The 18,323-nt window shown below is 71.1% G+C and carries 10 protein-coding genes; 8 read left to right on the forward strand and 2 right to left on the reverse strand.

Annotated elements, in window-relative coordinates; genetic code table 11:
• Nucleotides 1-111: 111 nt before the first annotated feature.
• On the forward strand, nucleotides 112-1,125 hold the full coding sequence (locus ACWEO5_RS07370; protein ID WP_344557691.1) for a LacI family DNA-binding transcriptional regulator: 1,014 nt from the start codon (nucleotides 112-114) through the stop codon (nucleotides 1,123-1,125).
• 213 nt (nucleotides 1,126-1,338) lie between these two features.
• Nucleotides 1,339-5,640, forward strand: a complete 4,302-nt coding sequence (locus ACWEO5_RS07375) for a discoidin domain-containing protein (protein WP_452160992.1) — start codon at nucleotides 1,339-1,341, stop codon at nucleotides 5,638-5,640.
• 147 nt (nucleotides 5,641-5,787) lie between these two features.
• Here the strand turns inward: ACWEO5_RS07375 and ACWEO5_RS07380 are convergent, their stop codons facing one another.
• Nucleotides 5,788-6,798 carry a LacI family DNA-binding transcriptional regulator gene (locus tag ACWEO5_RS07380; RefSeq protein ID WP_452160994.1) on the reverse strand — a complete coding sequence of 337 codons (1,011 nt, stop codon included), beginning with the start codon at nucleotides 6,796-6,798 and terminating at the stop codon, nucleotides 5,788-5,790.
• A gap of 261 nt (nucleotides 6,799-7,059) precedes the next feature.
• Here ACWEO5_RS07380 and ACWEO5_RS07385 point away from each other — a divergent pair, with 261 nt between their 5' ends.
• The 4 genes from ACWEO5_RS07385 to ACWEO5_RS07400 all read left to right on the forward strand — a co-directional run bounded on the left by ACWEO5_RS07385 (nucleotide 7,060) and on the right by ACWEO5_RS07400 (nucleotide 11,999).
• A complete protein-coding gene (locus ACWEO5_RS07385; protein ID WP_452160996.1) occupies nucleotides 7,060-8,463 on the forward strand; it encodes an ABC transporter substrate-binding protein in 1,404 nt (467 codons plus the stop codon).
• Nucleotides 8,464-8,538: 75 nt separating this feature from the next.
• Nucleotides 8,539-9,486: a carbohydrate ABC transporter permease gene (locus ACWEO5_RS07390; RefSeq protein WP_452160998.1), complete on the forward strand. Its 948-nt coding sequence runs from the start codon at nucleotides 8,539-8,541 to the stop codon at nucleotides 9,484-9,486.
• A gap of 2 nt (nucleotides 9,487-9,488) precedes the next feature.
• Nucleotides 9,489-10,379 (forward strand): carbohydrate ABC transporter permease, encoded by an 891-nt coding sequence (locus tag ACWEO5_RS07395; RefSeq protein ID WP_344557681.1) that lies wholly within the window; start codon nucleotides 9,489-9,491, stop codon nucleotides 10,377-10,379.
• A 51-nt stretch (nucleotides 10,380-10,430) separates the two neighbouring features.
• Nucleotides 10,431-11,999: a glycoside hydrolase family 13 protein gene (locus ACWEO5_RS07400; protein WP_452161000.1), complete on the forward strand. Its 1,569-nt coding sequence runs from the start codon at nucleotides 10,431-10,433 to the stop codon at nucleotides 11,997-11,999.
• Between the two features lie 167 nt (nucleotides 12,000-12,166).
• Here ACWEO5_RS07400 and ACWEO5_RS07405 read toward each other — a convergent pair whose 3' ends face one another.
• Entirely contained in the window at nucleotides 12,167-13,279 is a 1,113-nt protein-coding gene (locus ACWEO5_RS07405) for a hypothetical protein (protein WP_452161002.1), read from the reverse strand.
• A 146-nt stretch (nucleotides 13,280-13,425) separates the two neighbouring features.
• Here ACWEO5_RS07405 and metH point away from each other — a divergent pair, with 146 nt between their 5' ends.
• A complete protein-coding gene (metH, locus tag ACWEO5_RS07410) occupies nucleotides 13,426-16,929 on the forward strand; it encodes a methionine synthase (protein ID WP_452161004.1) in 3,504 nt (1,167 codons plus the stop codon).
• 353 nt (nucleotides 16,930-17,282) lie between these two features.
• Nucleotides 17,283-17,987 (forward strand): HAD family hydrolase, encoded by a 705-nt coding sequence (locus ACWEO5_RS07415; protein WP_452161006.1) that lies wholly within the window; start codon nucleotides 17,283-17,285, stop codon nucleotides 17,985-17,987.
• Nucleotides 17,988-18,323 lie beyond the last annotated feature (336 nt).

The following is an 18,323-nucleotide window of genomic DNA, read 5'->3' on the forward strand; positions in this document are numbered from 1 at the left end:
GCCGGCGGGAGGACGGAAGACGGAAGACGGACAGAGGGCGGAACCGACCGGTTCCGTCCTCTTCTGCAAATCAACGCAAGCGGCTTGCGTTTTCTGTCGTACACTCAGCGCATGACACGACGACTTGCCGAGGTGGCGAAGAAGGTCGGGGTCAGCGAGGCGACCGTCAGCCGGGTGCTGAACGAGAAGCCCGGTGTCTCCGAAGCGACCAGGGCGGCCGTGCTCACCGCCCTCGACGTGCTCGGTTACGAGCGGCCCACCCAGTTGCGCGGGGAGCGCGCCCGGCTGATCGGGCTGGTCCTGCCGGAGCTGGGCAACCCGATCTTCCCGGCGTTCGCCGAGGCGGTGGGCGGCGCGCTGGCCGGCCAGGGCTTCACCCCGGTGCTGTGCACCCAGACCGCGGGCGGGGTCTCCGAGGCCGACTACGTCGACCTGCTGCTGGAGCAGCACGTCTCCGGGGTGGTCTTCTTCGGCGGCCTGTACGCGCAGGGGGACGCCCCGCACGACCACTACCAGCGGCTGGCCGAGCGCAGTCTGCCCACCGTGCTGCTGAACGCGGCGATCGAGCACCTGGACTTCCCCCGGGTGTCCTGCGACGACGCGGTGGCGGTCGAGCAGGCGTTCGGCCACCTGCGGCAGCTGGGGCACACCAAGATCGGCCTGGTGCTCGGCCCGCTGGACCACATGCCCTCGCAGCGCAAGCTGGCCGCGGCGCGGGCGGTGGTGGCCAAACTGGGCCTCGACCTGCCGGACCAGCACGTGGAGCGGGCGCTGTTCAGCCTGGAGGGCGGCCAGGCGGCCACCACCCGGCTGCTGCGCCAGGGCGTCACCGGCGTGGTCTGCGCGAGCGACCCGCTGGCGCTGGGCGCGGTCCGCGCGGTGCGCCGGGCCGGGCTCGCGGTGCCGGACGACGTGTCGGTGGTCGGGTACGACGACTCCTCGTTCATGATGTGCACCGACCCGCCGCTGACCACCGTCCGGCAGCCGATCGAGGCGATGGGCCGCGCGGTGGTGGACCTGCTGGTCGGCGAGATCGCCGGGGTCCGGGTCACCCACGACGAGCTGCTGTTCGAGCCGGAGCTGGTGGTGCGCGGATCGACCGCGCCGGCCCGCGAGCGGAGTTGAGGAAGGGCTGATCAGCAGCAGGTAGCGGGCCCCTGACGGGGCGCCACGACAGGACCGCCGAGCGGGCGGGCACTTCGGTGCCCGCCCGCTTTTCGTATGCGCACGCTTGCACCGATCCGTTGACATGCTCGTAGCGCCGCTGTAACTCTTGGCTGCCATCACGCAAAAGATGGACAGAAGATTGTCATCTTCTCGACCTTATGAAGGGACGTCATGAGATCGAAGCGCATAACCGCGAGGCTGACGGCGTCGTCGGCCACGCTGGGAATGCTCCTGCTCGCCGGGCCCCTCCTCCCGGCGGCACAGGCGGCCGGAGGCCCCAACCTGGCGCTCGGCAAGACCGTCACCGCCTCCAGCACCAACGGCACGTTCGCGGCGGCCAACGTCAACGACGGCAGCCAGGACAGCTACTGGGAGTCCAACGGCATCTCCTCCGCGCAGTGGGTCCAGGTGGACCTGGGCGCGGCGGCCTCCGTCGACACGGTGGTGCTGAAGGTCCCCTCCTCCTGGGGCGCCCGGACCGAGACGCTCAGCGTGCTCGGCTCCACCGACGGCAGCAACTTCTCCACCATCGCCTCCTCGGCGAACTACACCTTCGACCCGGCCTCCGGCGACAAGGTGACGATCTCCTTCGGGGCCACCAGCGCCCGCTACGTGCGGGTCAACGTCACCGCCAACACCGGCTGGCAGGCCGCCCAGATCTCCGAGTTCGAGGTCTACGGCGCCACCTCCGCGTCGGCGAACCTGCTGGCCGGGCGCACCTTCACGGCCAGCGGCACCTCGCAGAGCTACGTGGCGGGCAACGTCGGCGACGGCAACCAGGCCACCTACTGGGAGAGCGCGAACAACGCCTTCCCGCAGTGGGTCCAGGGCGACCTGGGCTCCGCCGTCCCGGTCAACAAGCTGGTGCTGAAGCTGCCGGCCGGCTGGGACAAGCGGACCGAGACGCTCAAGGTCCAGGGCTCCACCGACGGCAGCAACTTCACCGACCTGGTGGCCTCCGCCGGCTACGTGTTCGACCCGGCGGCGGGCAACGCGGTGACCGTCAACCTGGCGACCACCACCACCCGCTACCTGCGGCTGACCTTCACCGCCAACACCGCCTGGCCGGCCGGCCAGCTCTCCGAGTTCGAGGCGTACGGCCCGACCTCCGGCGACACCCAGGCCCCCACCGCCCCGGCCAACCTGGCGTACACCTCGCCCGCCGCCGGCCAGGTCAAGCTGACCTGGGGCGCCGCGAGCGACAACACCGGTGTCACCGGCTACGACGTGTACGCCAACGGCGCGCTGCTCACCTCGGTGTCCGGCACCACCCTGACGTACACCGACAGCCGCTCCGACAGCGAGACGGTGTCGTACTACGTCAAGGCGAAGGACGCGGCGGGCAACCAGTCCGCGGCCTCCAACACCGTCACCCGCGCCGGCCAGTCCGGCGACACCCAGGCGCCCACCGCCCCGGCCAACCTGGCGTACAGCTCGCCCGCCGCCGGCCAGGTCAAGCTGACCTGGGGCGCCGCGAGCGACAACACCGGTGTCACCGGCTACGACGTGTACGCCAACGGCGCGCTGCGCGGCAGCGTCAGCGGCAGCACCCTGACGTACACCGACAGCCAGCCGGACACCGCGACCGTCTCGTACTACGTGAAGGCGAAGGACGCGGCGGGCAACGTCTCCGCGGCCTCCAACACGGTGGTGCGCACCGGCAGCGGCGGCGGCACCGGCACCAACCTGGCGGCGGGCAAGCCGATCTCGGCCTCCTCGTCGACCTTCACCTTCGTGGCGACCAACGCCAACGACAACGACACCTCCACCTACTGGGAGAGCGCGGCGGGCAGCTACCCGAGCACCCTCGCGGTGAAGCTGGGCGCGAACGCGACCACCAGCGCGGTGGTCGTCAAGCTGAACCCGGCCTCGGCGTGGGGCGCCCGCACCCAGACCATCGAGGTGGACGGCCGCGAGCAGAGCGCGAGCGGCTTCAGCACCCTCGTCCCGGCGCAGAGCTACAGCTTCGACCCGGCGAGCGGCAACACCGTCACCATCCCGGTGTCGGCGACCGTCGCCGACGTGCAGCTGAAGTTCACCACCAACTCCGGCTCCAGCGGCGGCCAGGCCGCCGAGTTCCAGGTGATCGGCGTCCCGGCCCCCAACCCGGACCTGACCGTCACCTCGGTGAGCAGCAACCCGGCCGCCCCGGTGGAGACCGACACCCCGACCCTGTCGGCGGTGGTGAAGAACACCGGTACCAACGCCTCCGGTGCCACCTCGGTCAACTTCTACCTGGGCGCCACCAAGGTCGGCTCGGCCAACGTCGGTGCCCTCGCGGCCGGTGCCTCCACCACCGTGACCGCGCAGATCCCGGCGCAGAACGCGGGCAGCTACCAGCTGACCGCGAAGGTCGACGAGGACAACAAGGTCATCGAGCAGGACGAGACCAACAACTCGTTCACCGCCGCGAGCGCCTTGACGGTCAACCAGGTCGCCTCCTCCGACCTGGTCGCCGCCCCGTCGACCTGGTCGCCCTCCAACCCGGCCGACGGCAGCGCGGTGAACTTCACCGTCGCGGTCAAGAACCAGGGCACGGTGGCCAGTTCGTCCGGCAGCCACGGCATCACGGTCACCGTCGCGGACGCCACCACCGGCACCGTGCTGAAGACCCTGACCGGCGCGTACACCGGCACCCTGGCGCCCGGCGCCACCGGCAGCCCGGTCTCGCTGGGCAGCTGGACCGCCGCCAACGGCCGCTACACGATCAAGACGGTCATCGCCAACGACGGCAACGAGCTGCCGGTCAAGCAGGCCAACAACACCAGCACCCAGTCGCTCTACGTCGGCCGCGGCGCCAACATGCCGTTCGACAACTACGAGGCCGAGGACGGCGTGCTCGGCGGCGGCGCCCAGGTGGTCGGCCCCAACCGCACCATCGGCGACGTCGCGGGCGAGGCGTCCGGCCGCAAGGCCGTCACGCTGAACACCACCGGATCCTCGGTGGAGTTCACCACCAAGTCCTCGACCAACACCCTGGTCACCCGGTTCTCCATCCCGGACGCGGCGGGCGGCGACGGCACCAGCGCCACCCTGAACGTCTACGTGGACGGCACCTTCCTCAAGTCGATCGACCTGACCTCCAAGTACGCCTGGCTGTACGGCTCGGAGACCAGCCCCGGCAACGGCCCGAGCGCCGGCAGCCCGCGGCACATCTACGACGAGGCCAACGTCCTGCTGGGCACCACCGTCCCGGCCGGTCACAAGATCAAGCTGCAGAAGGACTCGGCGAACACCTCGCAGTACGCGATCGACTTCGTCAGCCTGGAGCAGGCCACCCAGGTCGCCAACCCGGACCCGGCCAAGTACGTGGTCCCGACCGGCTTCGCGCACCAGGACGTGCAGGCGGCCCTGGACAAGGTCCGGATGGACACCACCGGCACCCTGGTCGGCGTCTACCTGCCCGCGGGCGACTACCAGACCGCCAGCAAGTTCCAGGTCTACGGCAAGCCGGTGAAGGTGGTCGGCGCCGGCCCGTGGTTCACCCGGTTCTACGCCCCGACCAGCCAGTCCAACACCGACGTCGGCTTCCGGGCCGAGGCCACCGCCAACGGCTCGACCTTCAGCGGGTTCGCCTACTTCGGCAACTACACCTCGCGGATCGACGGCCCGGGCAAGGTGTTCGACTTCTCCAACGTCGCGAACATCACGATCGACAACATCTGGACCGAGCACATGGTCTGCATGTACTGGGGTGCCAACACGGACTTCATGACGATCACCAACTCGCGGATCCGGGACACCTTCGCCGACGGCATCAACATGACCAACGGCTCCACCGACAACCTGGTCTCCAACAACGAGGCCCGGGCCACCGGTGACGACTCCTTCGCGCTGTTCTCCGCGATCGACGCGGGCGGCGCGGACGAGAAGAACAACGTCTTCCAGAACCTCACCTCGATCCTGACCTGGCGCGCGGCGGGCGTGGCGGTGTACGGCGGCTACGCCAACACCTTCCGCAACATCTACATCGCGGACACCCTCTGCTACTCGGGCATCACCATCTCCTCGCTGGACTTCGGCTACCCGATGAACGGCTTCGGGGCCTCGCCCACCACCAACCTGCAGAACATCTCGCTCGTGCGGGCCGGCGGCCACTTCTGGGGCCAGCAGGTCTTCCCGGCGATCTGGGTGTTCTCCGCCTCCAAGGTGTTCCAGGGCATCCGGGTGAGCGACGTGGACATCGTCGACCCGACCTACAGCGGCATCATGTTCCAGACCAACTACTCGGGCGGCCAGCCGCAGAACCCGATCACCGACACCGTCTTCACCAACGTGTCGATCAGCGGGGCGCAGAAGAGCGGTGACGCCTTCGACGCCAAGTCCGGGTACGGCATCTGGGTCAACGAGATGCCGGAGTCGGGCCAGGGCCCGGCGGTCGGCAACGTCACCTTCAACCACCTGACGCTGAGCAACAACTACAAGGACATCCAGAACACCACCTCGACCATGCACATCACGGTCAACCCGTAGCACCCCCGCCAGCGGTACGGGCGGGCGTCCGGTCAAAGGACGCCCGCCCGTTTCGGCGTGCCCGGCACGCGGCCGCGGAGCCCGGCCCTGAGCCGGGCCCTGAGCCCGGCCCAGGCCCCCCGCCCAGGCCCGGGTTCAGGGCCCGGCTCAGGGCCGCTGCGGGGCCGGGCCGGTGGAGCCCCGGACGACCAGCTCGGGCTCGAACAGCAGCTCGCCCGGGGCCGCCGGCGCGCCGTCGATCTGCCCGGCCAGCAGCGAGACCGCGGTCCGGCCGATCGCCTCGATCGGCTGCCGGACGGTGGTCAGCGGCGGCCGGGTGCAGTTGAGGAAGACCGAGTCGTCGAAGCCGATCACCGACAGGTCGCCGGGGACGTCCAGCCCGGCCCGCCGGGCGGCCCGCACCACCCCCAGGGCCAGCGGGTCGCTGGCGCAGACCACGCCGGTCACCCCGGCCTCCAGCAGCCGTTCGGCGGCGGCGTGGCCGCCCTCCAGGCCGAACATGGTGTGCGCCACCCACTCCGGGCGCGGCTCGCGGCCGCGCAGGGCGTACTGGCGGGTGAAGGCGGCGAGCTTGCGGCGGGACGGCACGTGGTCCTCGGGGCCCACCAGCAGCCCGATCCGGCGGTGCCCCAGGGTGTCCAGGTGGGCGAACGCCTGGGCCACCGCGACGGCGTCGTCGGTGGCGACCTGCGGGAAGCCCAGCTCCTCCACCGAGGCGTTCAGCAGCACCACCGGGACGCCGCGCTCGCGCAGCTGCGCGAAGTGCTCGTGCGAGGCGTCGGCCTGGGCGCAGTGCCCGCCGGCGAAGACCACCCCGGAGACGTGCTGGTCGAGCAGCGCGCCGACGTGGTTCGCCTCGCCCAGGCCCGCGGTGCGGGTGCACAGCAGCGGGGTGAAGCCGCGCTGGGCGAGCGCGCCGCCGACCACCTCGGCCAGCGCCGGGAAGATCGGGTTCTGCAGTTCGGGCAGCACCAGGCCGATCAGCCGGGCGCGTTCGCCGCGCAACTGGGTGGGCCGCTCGTAGCCGAGGACGTCCAGGGCGGTGAGGACGGCGAGCCGGGTGGCGGTGCTGACGCCGGGTCTGTCGTTCAGGACCCGGCTGACCGTGGCCTCACTGACTCCGACATGGTGCGCCACCACGGAGAGCTTGCTCTTCATGCGCAAAAGTAGAACAGAATCTAGCAAGAAGCGGCAAGGACGGCTGCAAGTACGCTGAGGTCGGGTTCTGTCCGGCTCGGGGCGACCGGCGGGGCGACGGCTGGCTGTCGATGCGCAGTCGTAACTTTTCACTTTCTCGTCAACCTCTTGCGTTACGAGATTCAAGGACCTACGTTCCTCACACGTCGGTTTTCGTCCGGCCTCTCCCGAAACCTCTCCCACCCATGGGGTACACGCATGAAGCTGAACAGATCGAGCAGGATGGCCGCCATCGCTCTCGCCGCGGGCATGCTGCTGAGCACCGCCGCGTGCAGCAGCGGTTCCTCCGGCGGCAAGACGGACGCCGCCGCCGGGGTGGCGGACGGCAAGCCGCTCGACCCGAACGCGACCGTCACCATCTCCATCGACTGCGCCCCGGGCGCGGACCAGGCGGCGGGCAAGGCCAACTACGCCGACGACCTGGCGCTGTTCAAGACGAAGTACCCGAACGTCACCATCAACGCCAAGCCGTACGTCGGCCAGTGCGAGGTTCCGGCCCAGCAGACCGCGCAGTACAAGGCGCACAACGAGACCGGTGCGTTCCACGCCTACTTCACCGACCGCGACGCCACCCTCAACTCCGGCGACGCCGAGGACATCACCAAGTACGTCAACGACGAGACGCTGCCCGGCTTCTCCTCGATGCTGCCGTCCGTCAAGGACAACATGACGGTCGACGGCAAGGTCTACGCGCTGCCGATCAACTACTACACCACCGGCCTGGTCTACAACCGCGACCTGTTCAAGCAGGCCGGCCTCGACCCCGACAAGCCGCCGACCACCTGGGACGAGGTGCAGGCCGCCGCGAAGAAGATCGCCGCGCTCGGCAACGGCATCAGCGGCTACGAGGACTACTCCGGCGGCAACACCGGCGGCTGGCACTTCACCTCGGAGCTCTACAGCCTCGGCGGCAAGATGGTCACCGACGACGGCAAGAAGGCCGCGTTCAACTCGGCCGAGGGCAAGCAGGTCCTCAAGCGCCTGCACGACATGCGCTTCACCGACCAGAGCATCAGCGCCACCCCGGTCACCCAGTGGGCCGACGCCTTCCCGCCGCTGGCCACCGGCAAGGTCGGCATGTTCCTCGGCGCCCCCGACGTCGTCAAGCACCTGATCGAGGTCCTCGGCGCCGACGCCAAGGCGTACGGCATCGGCCCGATGCCCGGCGCCACCGGCCCCGGCGACAGCCTCGGCGGCGGCGACCTGTACTACATCAAGAAGGGCCAGACCCCGAACCAGATCAAGGCCGAGATCGCCTGGATCAACTTCCAGTACCAGACCCCGGACGCCGGCCAGTTCAACTTCGCCCGCTCCAAGACCCTCGCGGGCAGCAGCAAGGACCCGGTCGCGATCGCCGTCCCGCAGCCCTACTTCTGGTCCGCCGACTCGGCGCAGATCCAGGCCATCACCGAGTCGCTGAAGACCAACGGCAACCTGCCGCTGAGCAACTACGACCCGTACGTCAAGAACCCCACCAAGTCCATCACCGAGCCCCCGGCCGCGCAGCAGCTCTACAAGATCCTCGACACCGCGATGTCGGCCGCGATGACCGACCCCAACGCGAACCTCGACAGCGTGCTCGCCACCGCCGAGTCCCAGGCCAACCAGATCCTGGCCAACCAGTGACCCCGCGCCACCGGCCGGGCCGCGACCTCCCGCGGCCCGGCCGGTGGCCGGCCACCTGACGAGGAGTCACCACCCATGACCACCACGCTGACCCGCGGGCGCACCGGCGCCGAAGCGGCCCGCACCCGCAACCGCGGCCGGACACCGGGCGCACTGCGCCGGGCGCTCGCCCGCAACCTGCGGGCCCACGCCTTCCTGATCGGCGCACTGCTCTGCTTCGCGCTGTTCACCTGGTACCCGATGGTCCGTGAGATCGTCATGTCGTTCCAGAAGGTCCGCTACGGCGAGACCCACTGGGTCGGGTTCGACAACTTCCGGCAGATCTTCGCCGACCCGGAGTTCTGGCCGGCCTGGAAGAACACCTTCGAGTTCACCGGCATCGCCCTCTTCTTCGGCTTCTTCGCACCGTTCGTCACCGCCCTGGTGGTCAACGAGTTCCGGCACGCCCAGGGCTACCTGCGCATCCTGGTCTACCTGCCCGTGATGCTGCCCCCGGTCGCGGGCATCCTGCTGTTCAAGTACTTCATGGACCCCGGCTACGGCCTGTTCAACCAGATCCTGCAGGCCCTGCACCTGCCCACCTCGTCCTGGCTGGCCTCGCCGGACACCGCGATGCTCTCCCTGGTCCTCGTCTCCACCTGGGCCAACATGGGCAGCGCCACCCTGGTCTACCTGGCCGCCCTGCAGAGCATCCCCGGCGAGCTCTACGAGGCCGCCGAACTCGACGGCGCCGGACTGCTGCGCCGGATCTGGCACGTCACCATCCCGCAGACCCGGCTGATCCTCTCGCTGATGCTGATGCTGCAGGTCGTGGCGACCATGCAGATGTTCACCGAGTCCTTCGTGCTCACCGGCGGCGGCCCGCAGGGCTCCACCACCACCGTGGTCTACATGCTCTACAACTACGCGTTCAATTTCGACAAGTTCAACACCGCGGCCGCGCTGGGCGTCGTCCTGCTGCTGGTACTGGGCGCCTTCTCCGCCGTCTACCTGTGGCTGGAGCGCCGGGGCGGGGAGGAGTGACGATGAGCAAGACCGTCCGAAGCAGCGCCACCCGCACCCTGATCTCCCCGGTCCGGCTGAACCAGCCGGGAGGCCGCCGCGCCTACTGGACCGTCCTGGTGCTGACCCTGGTCGTCGCCACCCTCGTCTTTGTCGGCCCGCTCTACTGGATGGCCACCGGCGGCTTCAAGTCCTCCCAGGAACTCGTCCAGACCCCGCCGACGATCATCCCCTCCCACCCCAGCACGCACGCCTTCACCGAGGCGTGGGACCGGCTCGGGATGGGCCAGCTGCTGCTGAACACCGTGGTCTACGCGGGCGGCGCCCTGCTGCTCCAGCTGACCTTCTGCGTCGCCGCCGCCTACTCGCTGTCCAAGCTGCGCCCGGTCCTCGGCAACGTGATCCTCGGCATGATGCTGGCCTCGATGATGATCCCGGCCGCCGCCCTGGTGATCCCGCAGTACCTGACGGTGCTCGACCTGCCGCTGGTGCACTGGAACCTGATGAACACCCCGTGGGTGATCTGGCTCCCCACCGTGGCCAACGCGTTCAACGTCTTCCTGCTCAAGCGGTTCTTCGACTCGATCCCGAACGAGCTGCTGGACGCCGCCGCCATCGACGGGGCCGGCCCGCTGCGCACCCTGTGGTCGGTCGTCCTGCCGCTGTCCCGGCCGATCCTCGGCGTGGTGTCGATCTTCGGCCTGGTCGCGGTCTGGAAGGACTTCCTGTGGCCGCTGATCACCGTGCCCGAGCACGAGACGCTCAACGTCGGCGTCAACACCGCAGCCACCTCCATGCCGCAGAACACCCTGATCGCCGGCCTGTTCCTGGCCTCGATCCCGACCATCGCCCTGTTCCTGGTCTTCCAGCGCAACATCATGGCCGGTCTCACCGCGGGTAGCCTCAAGGGCTGAGACCCGCCAGGCGACCCCGGTCCAACAACCTTCTGAAAGGAAACCCTGACCGTGTCAGAGCAATGGTGGCGGAACGCGGCGATCTACCAGGTGTACCCGCGCAGTTTCGCCGACGGCAACGGCGACGGCATCGGGGACCTCGCCGGAGTGCGCGCGAAGCTGACGTACCTCGCCGAACTCGGCGTGGACGCCATCTGGTTCAACCCCTGGTACCCGTCCCCGATGGCCGACGGCGGCTACGACGTCGCCGACTACCGCGGCGTCGAGCCGGTCTTCGGCACCCTGGAGGAGGCCGAACAGCTCATCGCGGACGCCTCGGACCTGGGCCTGCGGACGATCGTCGACATCGTCCCCAACCACGTCTCCGACCAGCACCCCTGGTTCCGGGCCGCCCTGGCCGCCGCCCCCGGCAGCCCCGAGCGCGACCTGTTCCACTTCCGCGAGGGACGCGGGGAGGACGGCGAACTCCCGCCCAACGACTGGAAGTCCGAGTTCGGCGGCTGCCCCTGGACCCGCCTCCCCGACGGCCAGTGGTACCTGCACCTGTTCGCCGCCGCCCAGCCCGACCTCAACTGGGCCCACCCCGCCGTCCGCGAGGAGCACCTGGAGATCCTCCGGTTCTGGTTCGACCGCGGCGCCGCCGGCGTCCGGATCGACTCGGCCGGCCTGCTCACCAAGGACCCCGACCTCGCCGACGTCGAACCCGGCCGCCCGCACCCCTACGTCGACCGCGACGACCTGCACGAGATCTACCGCAGCTGGCGCGCTGTCGCCGACTCCTACAGCACGCCGCGCGTCCTGATCGGCGAGATCTGGGTCCCCGACGCCGAGCGCTTCGCCCGCTACCTGCGCCCGGACGAGATGCACACCGCGTTCAACTTCGACTTCCTGGCCCGGCCCTGGGACGCCGCCGCGCTGCGCGAGTCCATCGACACCACCCTCGCCGCGCACGCCCCCGTCGGCGCCCCCGCGACCTGGGTGCTCGCCAACCACGACATCACCCGCACCGTCACCCGCTACGGCCGCGAGGACACCCGCTTCCAGTTCGCCACCAAGTCCTTCGGCACCCCCACCGACCTCGACCTCGGCCGCCGCCGGGCCCGGGCCGCCGCCCTGCTCAGCATGGCGCTGCCCGGCGCGCTCTACCTCTACCAGGGCGAGGAACTGGGCCTGCCCGAGGTCGAGGACCTCCCGCTGGACACCCTCCAGGACCCGATGCACTTCCGCTCCGGCGGCACCGACCCCGGCCGCGACGGCTGCCGCGTCCCGCTCCCCTGGAGCGGCACCCACCCGCCCTACGGCTTCACCCGCGAGGGCAAGGACCCCTGGCTCCCGCAGCCCCTCGACTGGGCCCCGCTCACCGTCGAGGCCCAGAACGGCGACCCGGCCTCGATGCTCGCCCTCTACCGCGAGGGCATCCGCACCCGCCGCGAACTGCGCGGCGAGTTCGGCTGGCTCCCGGACGCCCCCGAAGGCGTCCTCGCCTTCCGCCGCGGCGACGTCCGCTGCCTGGTCAACCTCTCCGCCTCGCCGCTCCCGCTCGACGGCGAGATCCTCCTCGCCTCCGGCCCCCTCACGGACGGCCGGCTCCCCGCCGACACGGCTGTCTGGCTCCGGTAGGGCGAACCCCGGAGGCGCACCGACAGGGGCGCGGGGAACTGCGCGGCCAACCGAGCACGCACAGCCAGATCGCGACGCGGGACAGTACCCGCACCACCTCGCGATCCCGCTGAAGGTGCCGGGCCGGTCGCGCGGTTCCCCGCGCCCCCGGTTTCGCCCCAATGAAGCTAGTCGCACCAGCCGTCCCGGTACGCCGCCCAGTGGTCCGGCGTCGCCGCGAAGTCCACGTACAGCGCGAGCCCGAAGTTCTGCCGTCCGCCCGGGCCGAGGCCCAGCCGGGCGCCGCGGACCGCCGCGCGGACGGTCTCGGCGTCGCCCCGGTGCGAGGGCGTGTCCGCCCAGTACGCGGGCAGGCCCATCAGCAGGTCGACGTCCGGCGGGGTGTTGGCGAGGGCGAGCGAGGTCTGCCGGGCGACGTAGCCGCCGTAGAGCGACTCCACCGGCATCGAGGTGTCGTAGGACATCACCGCGACCTGGTCGACCCGGCGGGCCGCCGCCGCGAAGTACCCGGCGGACCAGTACTTGCCGTGGTGGCTGAGCGCGAAGGTGACCCGGCCCAGCCCGGGGACGGGGTCGATCTGCGGGGCGGCGATGGACAGCGGGACCGCCCGGGCGGCGGTGAGCGCGTGCACCTGGTCGAGCAGGGCGAGGAAGCCGGCCGAGCCCGAGTGCACCGGCTCCAGGTCGAAGTGGACGCCGTCGAAGCCCAGGTCGAGGACCTGCCGCGCGGAGGCGGTGATCCAGTCCCGGACGTCGGCCCGGTCCAGGTGCAGGCCGTCCTTCTCGGGCGCCACCACGTCCCCCAGCCAGGACTGGACCCGCACCCCGGGCATCGCCGCGTGCGCCCGGGCCAGGAAGTCCGCCGCGCCGGGCGCCAGCCCCGGATCGAGCGAGCCGTCGTGCGCCAGCGGCCCGGTGTGCACGTACAGGTCGTGGATGCCGGTGCTGCGCACCTTCGCGGCCAGCGCGGTCAGCTCCTCCGGGGTGCGCCGCCCGTCGACCCAGGCGTGGCCGAGCCAGATCGCGTCCCTGCCGCGGGTGCGGGCGTCCGCGGCCGGTTCGCCCGCGTACTCCCAGCGCAGCGCCGCGGCCGCGCCGAGCACCGGCAGGACCAGCAGGGCGAGCGCGGTGCCGAGCGCGGTGAGGGCGCGCCGACGCCGGCTCCAGCGGGTCCGCTCCCGCCAGCGGCGGCGCGCCCGGGCGGGCAGTGTCCGCCATTCGGACGCGCGCAGGGCGTGCCGGACGTGCTTCCACCGGCTCCGCTTCCCCGAAGTGGGCATGATCGTGCTCCCTTCCGGAGGACAAGGACGCCCAGGATGCGGAACGGGTTCCGTCCGCACCCCGGGGGACCGATACCCTGGCGGGGTGCGCCCCCGGTCCAGGCGGGACGCATAGCCGACAGCCGTCGCACTCAGGGAGCAGCCACATGGCCACCGTTGTACCCACGTCCGCCCAGCAGGACCGCGCCGACGCCCTGCGAGAGGCCCTCGCCACCCGAGTCGTGGTGGCCGACGGGGCAATGGGCACGATGCTCCAGGCGCAGGACCCGTCGATGGAGGACTTCCAGCAGCTGGAGGGCTGCAACGAGGTCCTGAACGTGACCCGCCCCGACATCGTGCGCTCGGTGCACGAGGCGTACTTCGAGGTCGGCGTGGACTGCGTGGAGACCAACACCTTCGGCGCCAACCACTGGGCGCTGGGGGAGTACGAGATCTCCGACCGGATCTTCGAGCTGTCCGAGGCCGGCGCCCGGATCGCCCGCGAGGTGGCCGACGAGTTCACCGCGAAGGACGGCCGCCTCCGCTGGGTGCTGGGCTCGATGGGCCCGGGCACCAAACTGCCGACGCTGGGCCACACCACCTTCGCGGTGGTCCGCGAGGGCTTCCGGCAGAACGCGGCGGGCCTGATCGCGGGCGGGGTGGACGCGCTGCTGATCGAGACCAGCCAGGACCTGCTCCAGGTGAAGGCGTCGGTGCTGGGCTGCAAGGCCGCGCTGGCCGAGGCGGGCGTGAACCTGCCGATCTTCGCGCAGATCACCATCGAGACCACCGGCACCATGCTGCTGGGCTCGGAGACCGGCGCGGCGCTGACCGCGCTGGAGCCGCTGGGCATCGACTTCATCGGCCTGAACTGCGCCACCGGCCCCGAGCAGTACAGCGAGCACCTGCGCTACCTGGCGAAGAACGCCAAGGTCGGCCTGTCCGCGATGCCGAACGCCGGCCTGCCGGTGCTCACCAAGGACGGCTCGCACTACCCGCTCAGCCCGGCCGGACTCGCCGACGCGCACGAGGTGTTCGTCCGGGACTACGGCCTGGCCCTGGTCGGCGGCTGCTGCGGCACCACCCCCGAGCACCTGCGGCAGCTGGTCGAGCGGGTGCAGGGCCGGCCGCTCGCCCCGCGCGACCCGCGGCCCGAGGCGTCCGCCGCCTCGCTCTACCAGTCGGTGCCGTTCCGGCAGGACACCTCCTACCTGGCGATCGGCGAGCGCACCAACGCCAACGGCTCGAAGAAGTTCCGCGAGGCGATGATCGCCGGGGACTGGCAGAGCTGCGTGGAGATCGCCCGCGAGCAGATCCGCGAGGGCGCCCACCTGCTGGACCTGTGCGTGGACTACGTGGGCCGGGACGGCGTCGCCGACATGCGCGAGATCGCCGGCCGCCTCGCCACCGCCTCCACCCTGCCGATCGTGCTGGACTCCACCGAGCCGCCCGTGCTGCAGGCCGGCCTGGAGATGCTGGGCGGCCGGGCCGTCCTCAACTCCGTCAACTACGAGGACGGCGACGGCCCCGACACCCGGTTCGGGAAGATCGCCGCGCTGGCCCGCGAGCACGGCGCCGGCCTGATCGCGCTGACCATCGACGAGCAGGGCCAGGCCCGCACCGCCGAGCACAAGGTCGCCATCGCCGAGCGGCTGATCGAGCAGCTGGGCCGCGAGTACGGCATCCACGAGAGCTCGATCCTGGTCGACTGCCTGGCCTTCACCCTGGCCACCGGCCAGGAGGAGTCCCGCCGCGACGGCATCGAGACCATCGAGGCGATCCGCGAGCTCAAGCGCCGCCACCCGGAGGTGCAGACCACCCTGGGCCTGTCGAACATCTCCTTCGGCCTCAACCCGGCCGCCCGCCAGGTCGTCAACTCCGTCTTCCTGCACGAGTGCGTGGAGGCCGGCCTGGACTCGGCGATCGTGCACGCCGCCAAGATCCTCCCGATGAACCGGATCCCGGAGGACCGCCGGCAGACCGCCCTGGACCTGGTCTACGACCGCCGCTCCGAGGGCTACGACCCGCTGCAGAAGCTGCTGCAGCTGTTCGAGGGCGTCTCCGCGGCCTCCTCGGCGGCGTCCAAGGCCGAGGAGCTGGCCGCGCTCCCGCTGGAGGAGCGCCTGCAGCGCCGGATCATCGACGGCGAGCGCAACGGCCTGGAGGCCGACCTGGACGCCGCGCTGGCCGAGCGCCCGGCGCTGGAGATCATCAACGGCACGCTGCTGTCCGGCATGAAGGTGGTCGGCGAGCTGTTCGGCTCCGGCGAGATGCAGCTGCCCTTCGTGCTGCAGTCCGCCGAGGTGATGAAGGCCGCCGTCGCGCACCTCGAACCGCACATGGAGAAGTCCGACAGCGCGGGCAAGGGCACCATCGTGCTGGCCACCGTCAAGGGCGACGTCCACGACATCGGCAAGAACCTGGTCGACATCATCCTGTCGAACAACGGCTACAACGTCGTCAACCTCGGCATCAAGCAGCCGGTCTCGGCGATCCTGGAGGCCGCCCAGGAGCACAAGGCCGACGTGATCGGCATGTCCGGCCTGCTGGTCAAGTCCACGGTGATCATGAAGGAGAACCTGGAGGAGCTGAACCAGCGCGGCCTGGCCGCCGACTTCCCGGTCATCCTCGGCGGCGCCGCCCTCACCCGCGCCTACGTCGAGCAGGACCTGCACGAGATCTACCAGGGCGAGGTCCGCTACGCCCGGGACGCCTTCGAGGGCCTGCGCCTGATGGACGCCCTGATCGGCGTCAAGCGCGGCGTCCCCGGCGCCGCCCTGCCCGAGCTGCGCAAGCGCCGGCACGCCCGGGTCGAGGTGGAGGAGCCGGAGGAGGTCAACCTCGGCCAGATCCGCTCCGACGTGGCGACCGACAACCCGATTCCGACCCCGCCGTTCTGGGGCGACCGGATCATCAAGGGCGTCCCGTTCCAGGACTACGCCTCCTGGCTGGACGAGGACGCGCTGTTCAAGGGCCAGTGGGGCCTCAAGGGCGGGCGCTCCGGCGGCCCGACGTACGAGGAGCTGGTGGAGACCGAGGGCCGGCCGCGGCTGCGCGGCTGGCTGGACCGCCTCCAGACCGAGGGCTGGCTGGAGCCCGCCGTGGTCTACGGCTATTACCCGGCCAACTCCAAGGGCGACGACCTGATCCTCTACCGCGAGGACGGCTCCGAGCTGACCCGGTTCACCTTCCCCCGCCAGCGCCGCGGCCGCCGGCTGTGCCTGGCCGACTTCTTCCGCCCGGAGGAGTCCGGCGAGCGCGACGTGGTCGGCCTGCAGGTCGTCACCATGGGCAACCGGATCTCCGAGGCCGCCAACGAGCTGTTCGCCGGCGACTCCTACCGCGACTACCTGGAGCTGCACGGCCTGTCCGTCCAGCTCGCCGAGGCGCTGGCCGAGTTCTGGCACGCCCGGGTCCGCTACGAGCTCGGCTTCGGCGACGAGGACCCGCAGGACGTCCGGGACATGTTCGCCCTCAAGTACCGCGGCGCCCGCTTCTCGCTCGGCTACGGCGCCTGCCCCAACCTGGAGGACCGGGCCAAGATCGCCGAGCTGCTCAAGCCCGAGCGGGTCGGCGTGGTCCTCTCCGAGGAGTACCAGCTGCACCCCGAGCAGTCGACCGACGCGATCGTGCTGCACCACCCCGAGGCCAAGTACTTCAACGCGCGGTAGGTCTTCAACCGGAGATCATCCGTTCGCCGCACCGCCGACCGGTGCAATCCCACCGGCCGGGCGTATTCTTGATGATCCTGAAACGGGCCGGTCCGCTCGGGCCCGGCCCGGCCGGTCTCACCGGGCGCGCGACGCCGTGCATCCCGCCTGGAAGCACCGGCGAAACACCCAAGTGCACCCAGTACGAGGGCGTTCCGCCGGCACTCCCAGCCGGGCGCCCAACGCCGCGCGCTGATCCGGTGAGACCGGCCGGGCCGGGCCAGGCGGGCCGGCCCGTGCCATCCCCGGACGCATCCGCGCCCGGCCCCGGACGCGCCCGCGCGCCCGGCCACCCACCCGGAAGGACGGCGCGCATGACGACGGTCTCGACCCCGGTCCGCATCGGCGGAGACGGCGAGGACAGCGGCCTGCACGCCGTCCTGCTCGACATGGACGGCACGCTGGTCGACACCGAGGACTTCTGGTGGCAGGCCGAGGTCGACCTGTTCGCCGAACTCGGCCACCGGCTCACCGCCGAGGACCGCACCCACGTGGTCGGCGGCCCGATGACCCGGGTCATCGACTACCTGCTGGGCCGCACCGGCGTCACCCTCAGCCCCGCCGAACTGACCGTGCTGATCAACCAGCGCTTCGTCGACCTGCTGGCCGGCGGCGTCCCGCTGATGCCCGGCGCCGAGCGGCTGCTCAACACCCTGGGCGCGCACGGCGTCCCGGCCGCGCTGGTGTCCGCCTCGCACCGGCACATCATCGACATCGTGCTGCGCAGCCTGGGCGCCCAGCACTTCGCCTTCACCGTGGCCGGGGACGAGGTCGCCCGCACCAAGCCGCACCCCGACCCCTACCTGGCCGCCGCCGCCCGGCTCGGCGCCGACCCGGCCCGCTGCGTGGTCGTCGAGGACACTCCCACCGGGGTGGCCGCCGCCGAGGCGGCCGGCTGCCCGGTCATCGCCGTCCCCTCCATCACCGCCATCGAACCCGCCCCCGGCCGCCTGGTGCTGCCCTCGCTGGAGCACGTCGACCTGGGCCTGCTGCGCACCCTGGCCGGCGCCCGGGTGTGAGGTTCGTCTCCCTCGCACCGCTTTGCCGGTTTCGTTCCGCGTCCGTCGGTACGCGGAACGTGTCCGGCCGCGCGGCTGAAAACGGGCATTGGCTGACAACTCGTCGGGTGCTCGGACAAGATCGTCCGAACCCCGCGCGGCCGCCCCGGCCGGACCCTCGGTGACCGTCCGGGGGCGATGTGGCACGCTAAGGCGTCTCAGTCCCCGTGCCGTGCCGACGCCCACCCCGGAAACCCGGGACGACGGGCGCGCACGGCCGCAGCAGACCCGCGGCCCCGCCCCACCCCGGCGCCGGGCGGCGGGCACCGGCGACAGCCGGCCGCACGCAGTGAGGAA

The organism is Kitasatospora sp. NPDC004272 (assembly GCF_053603035.1).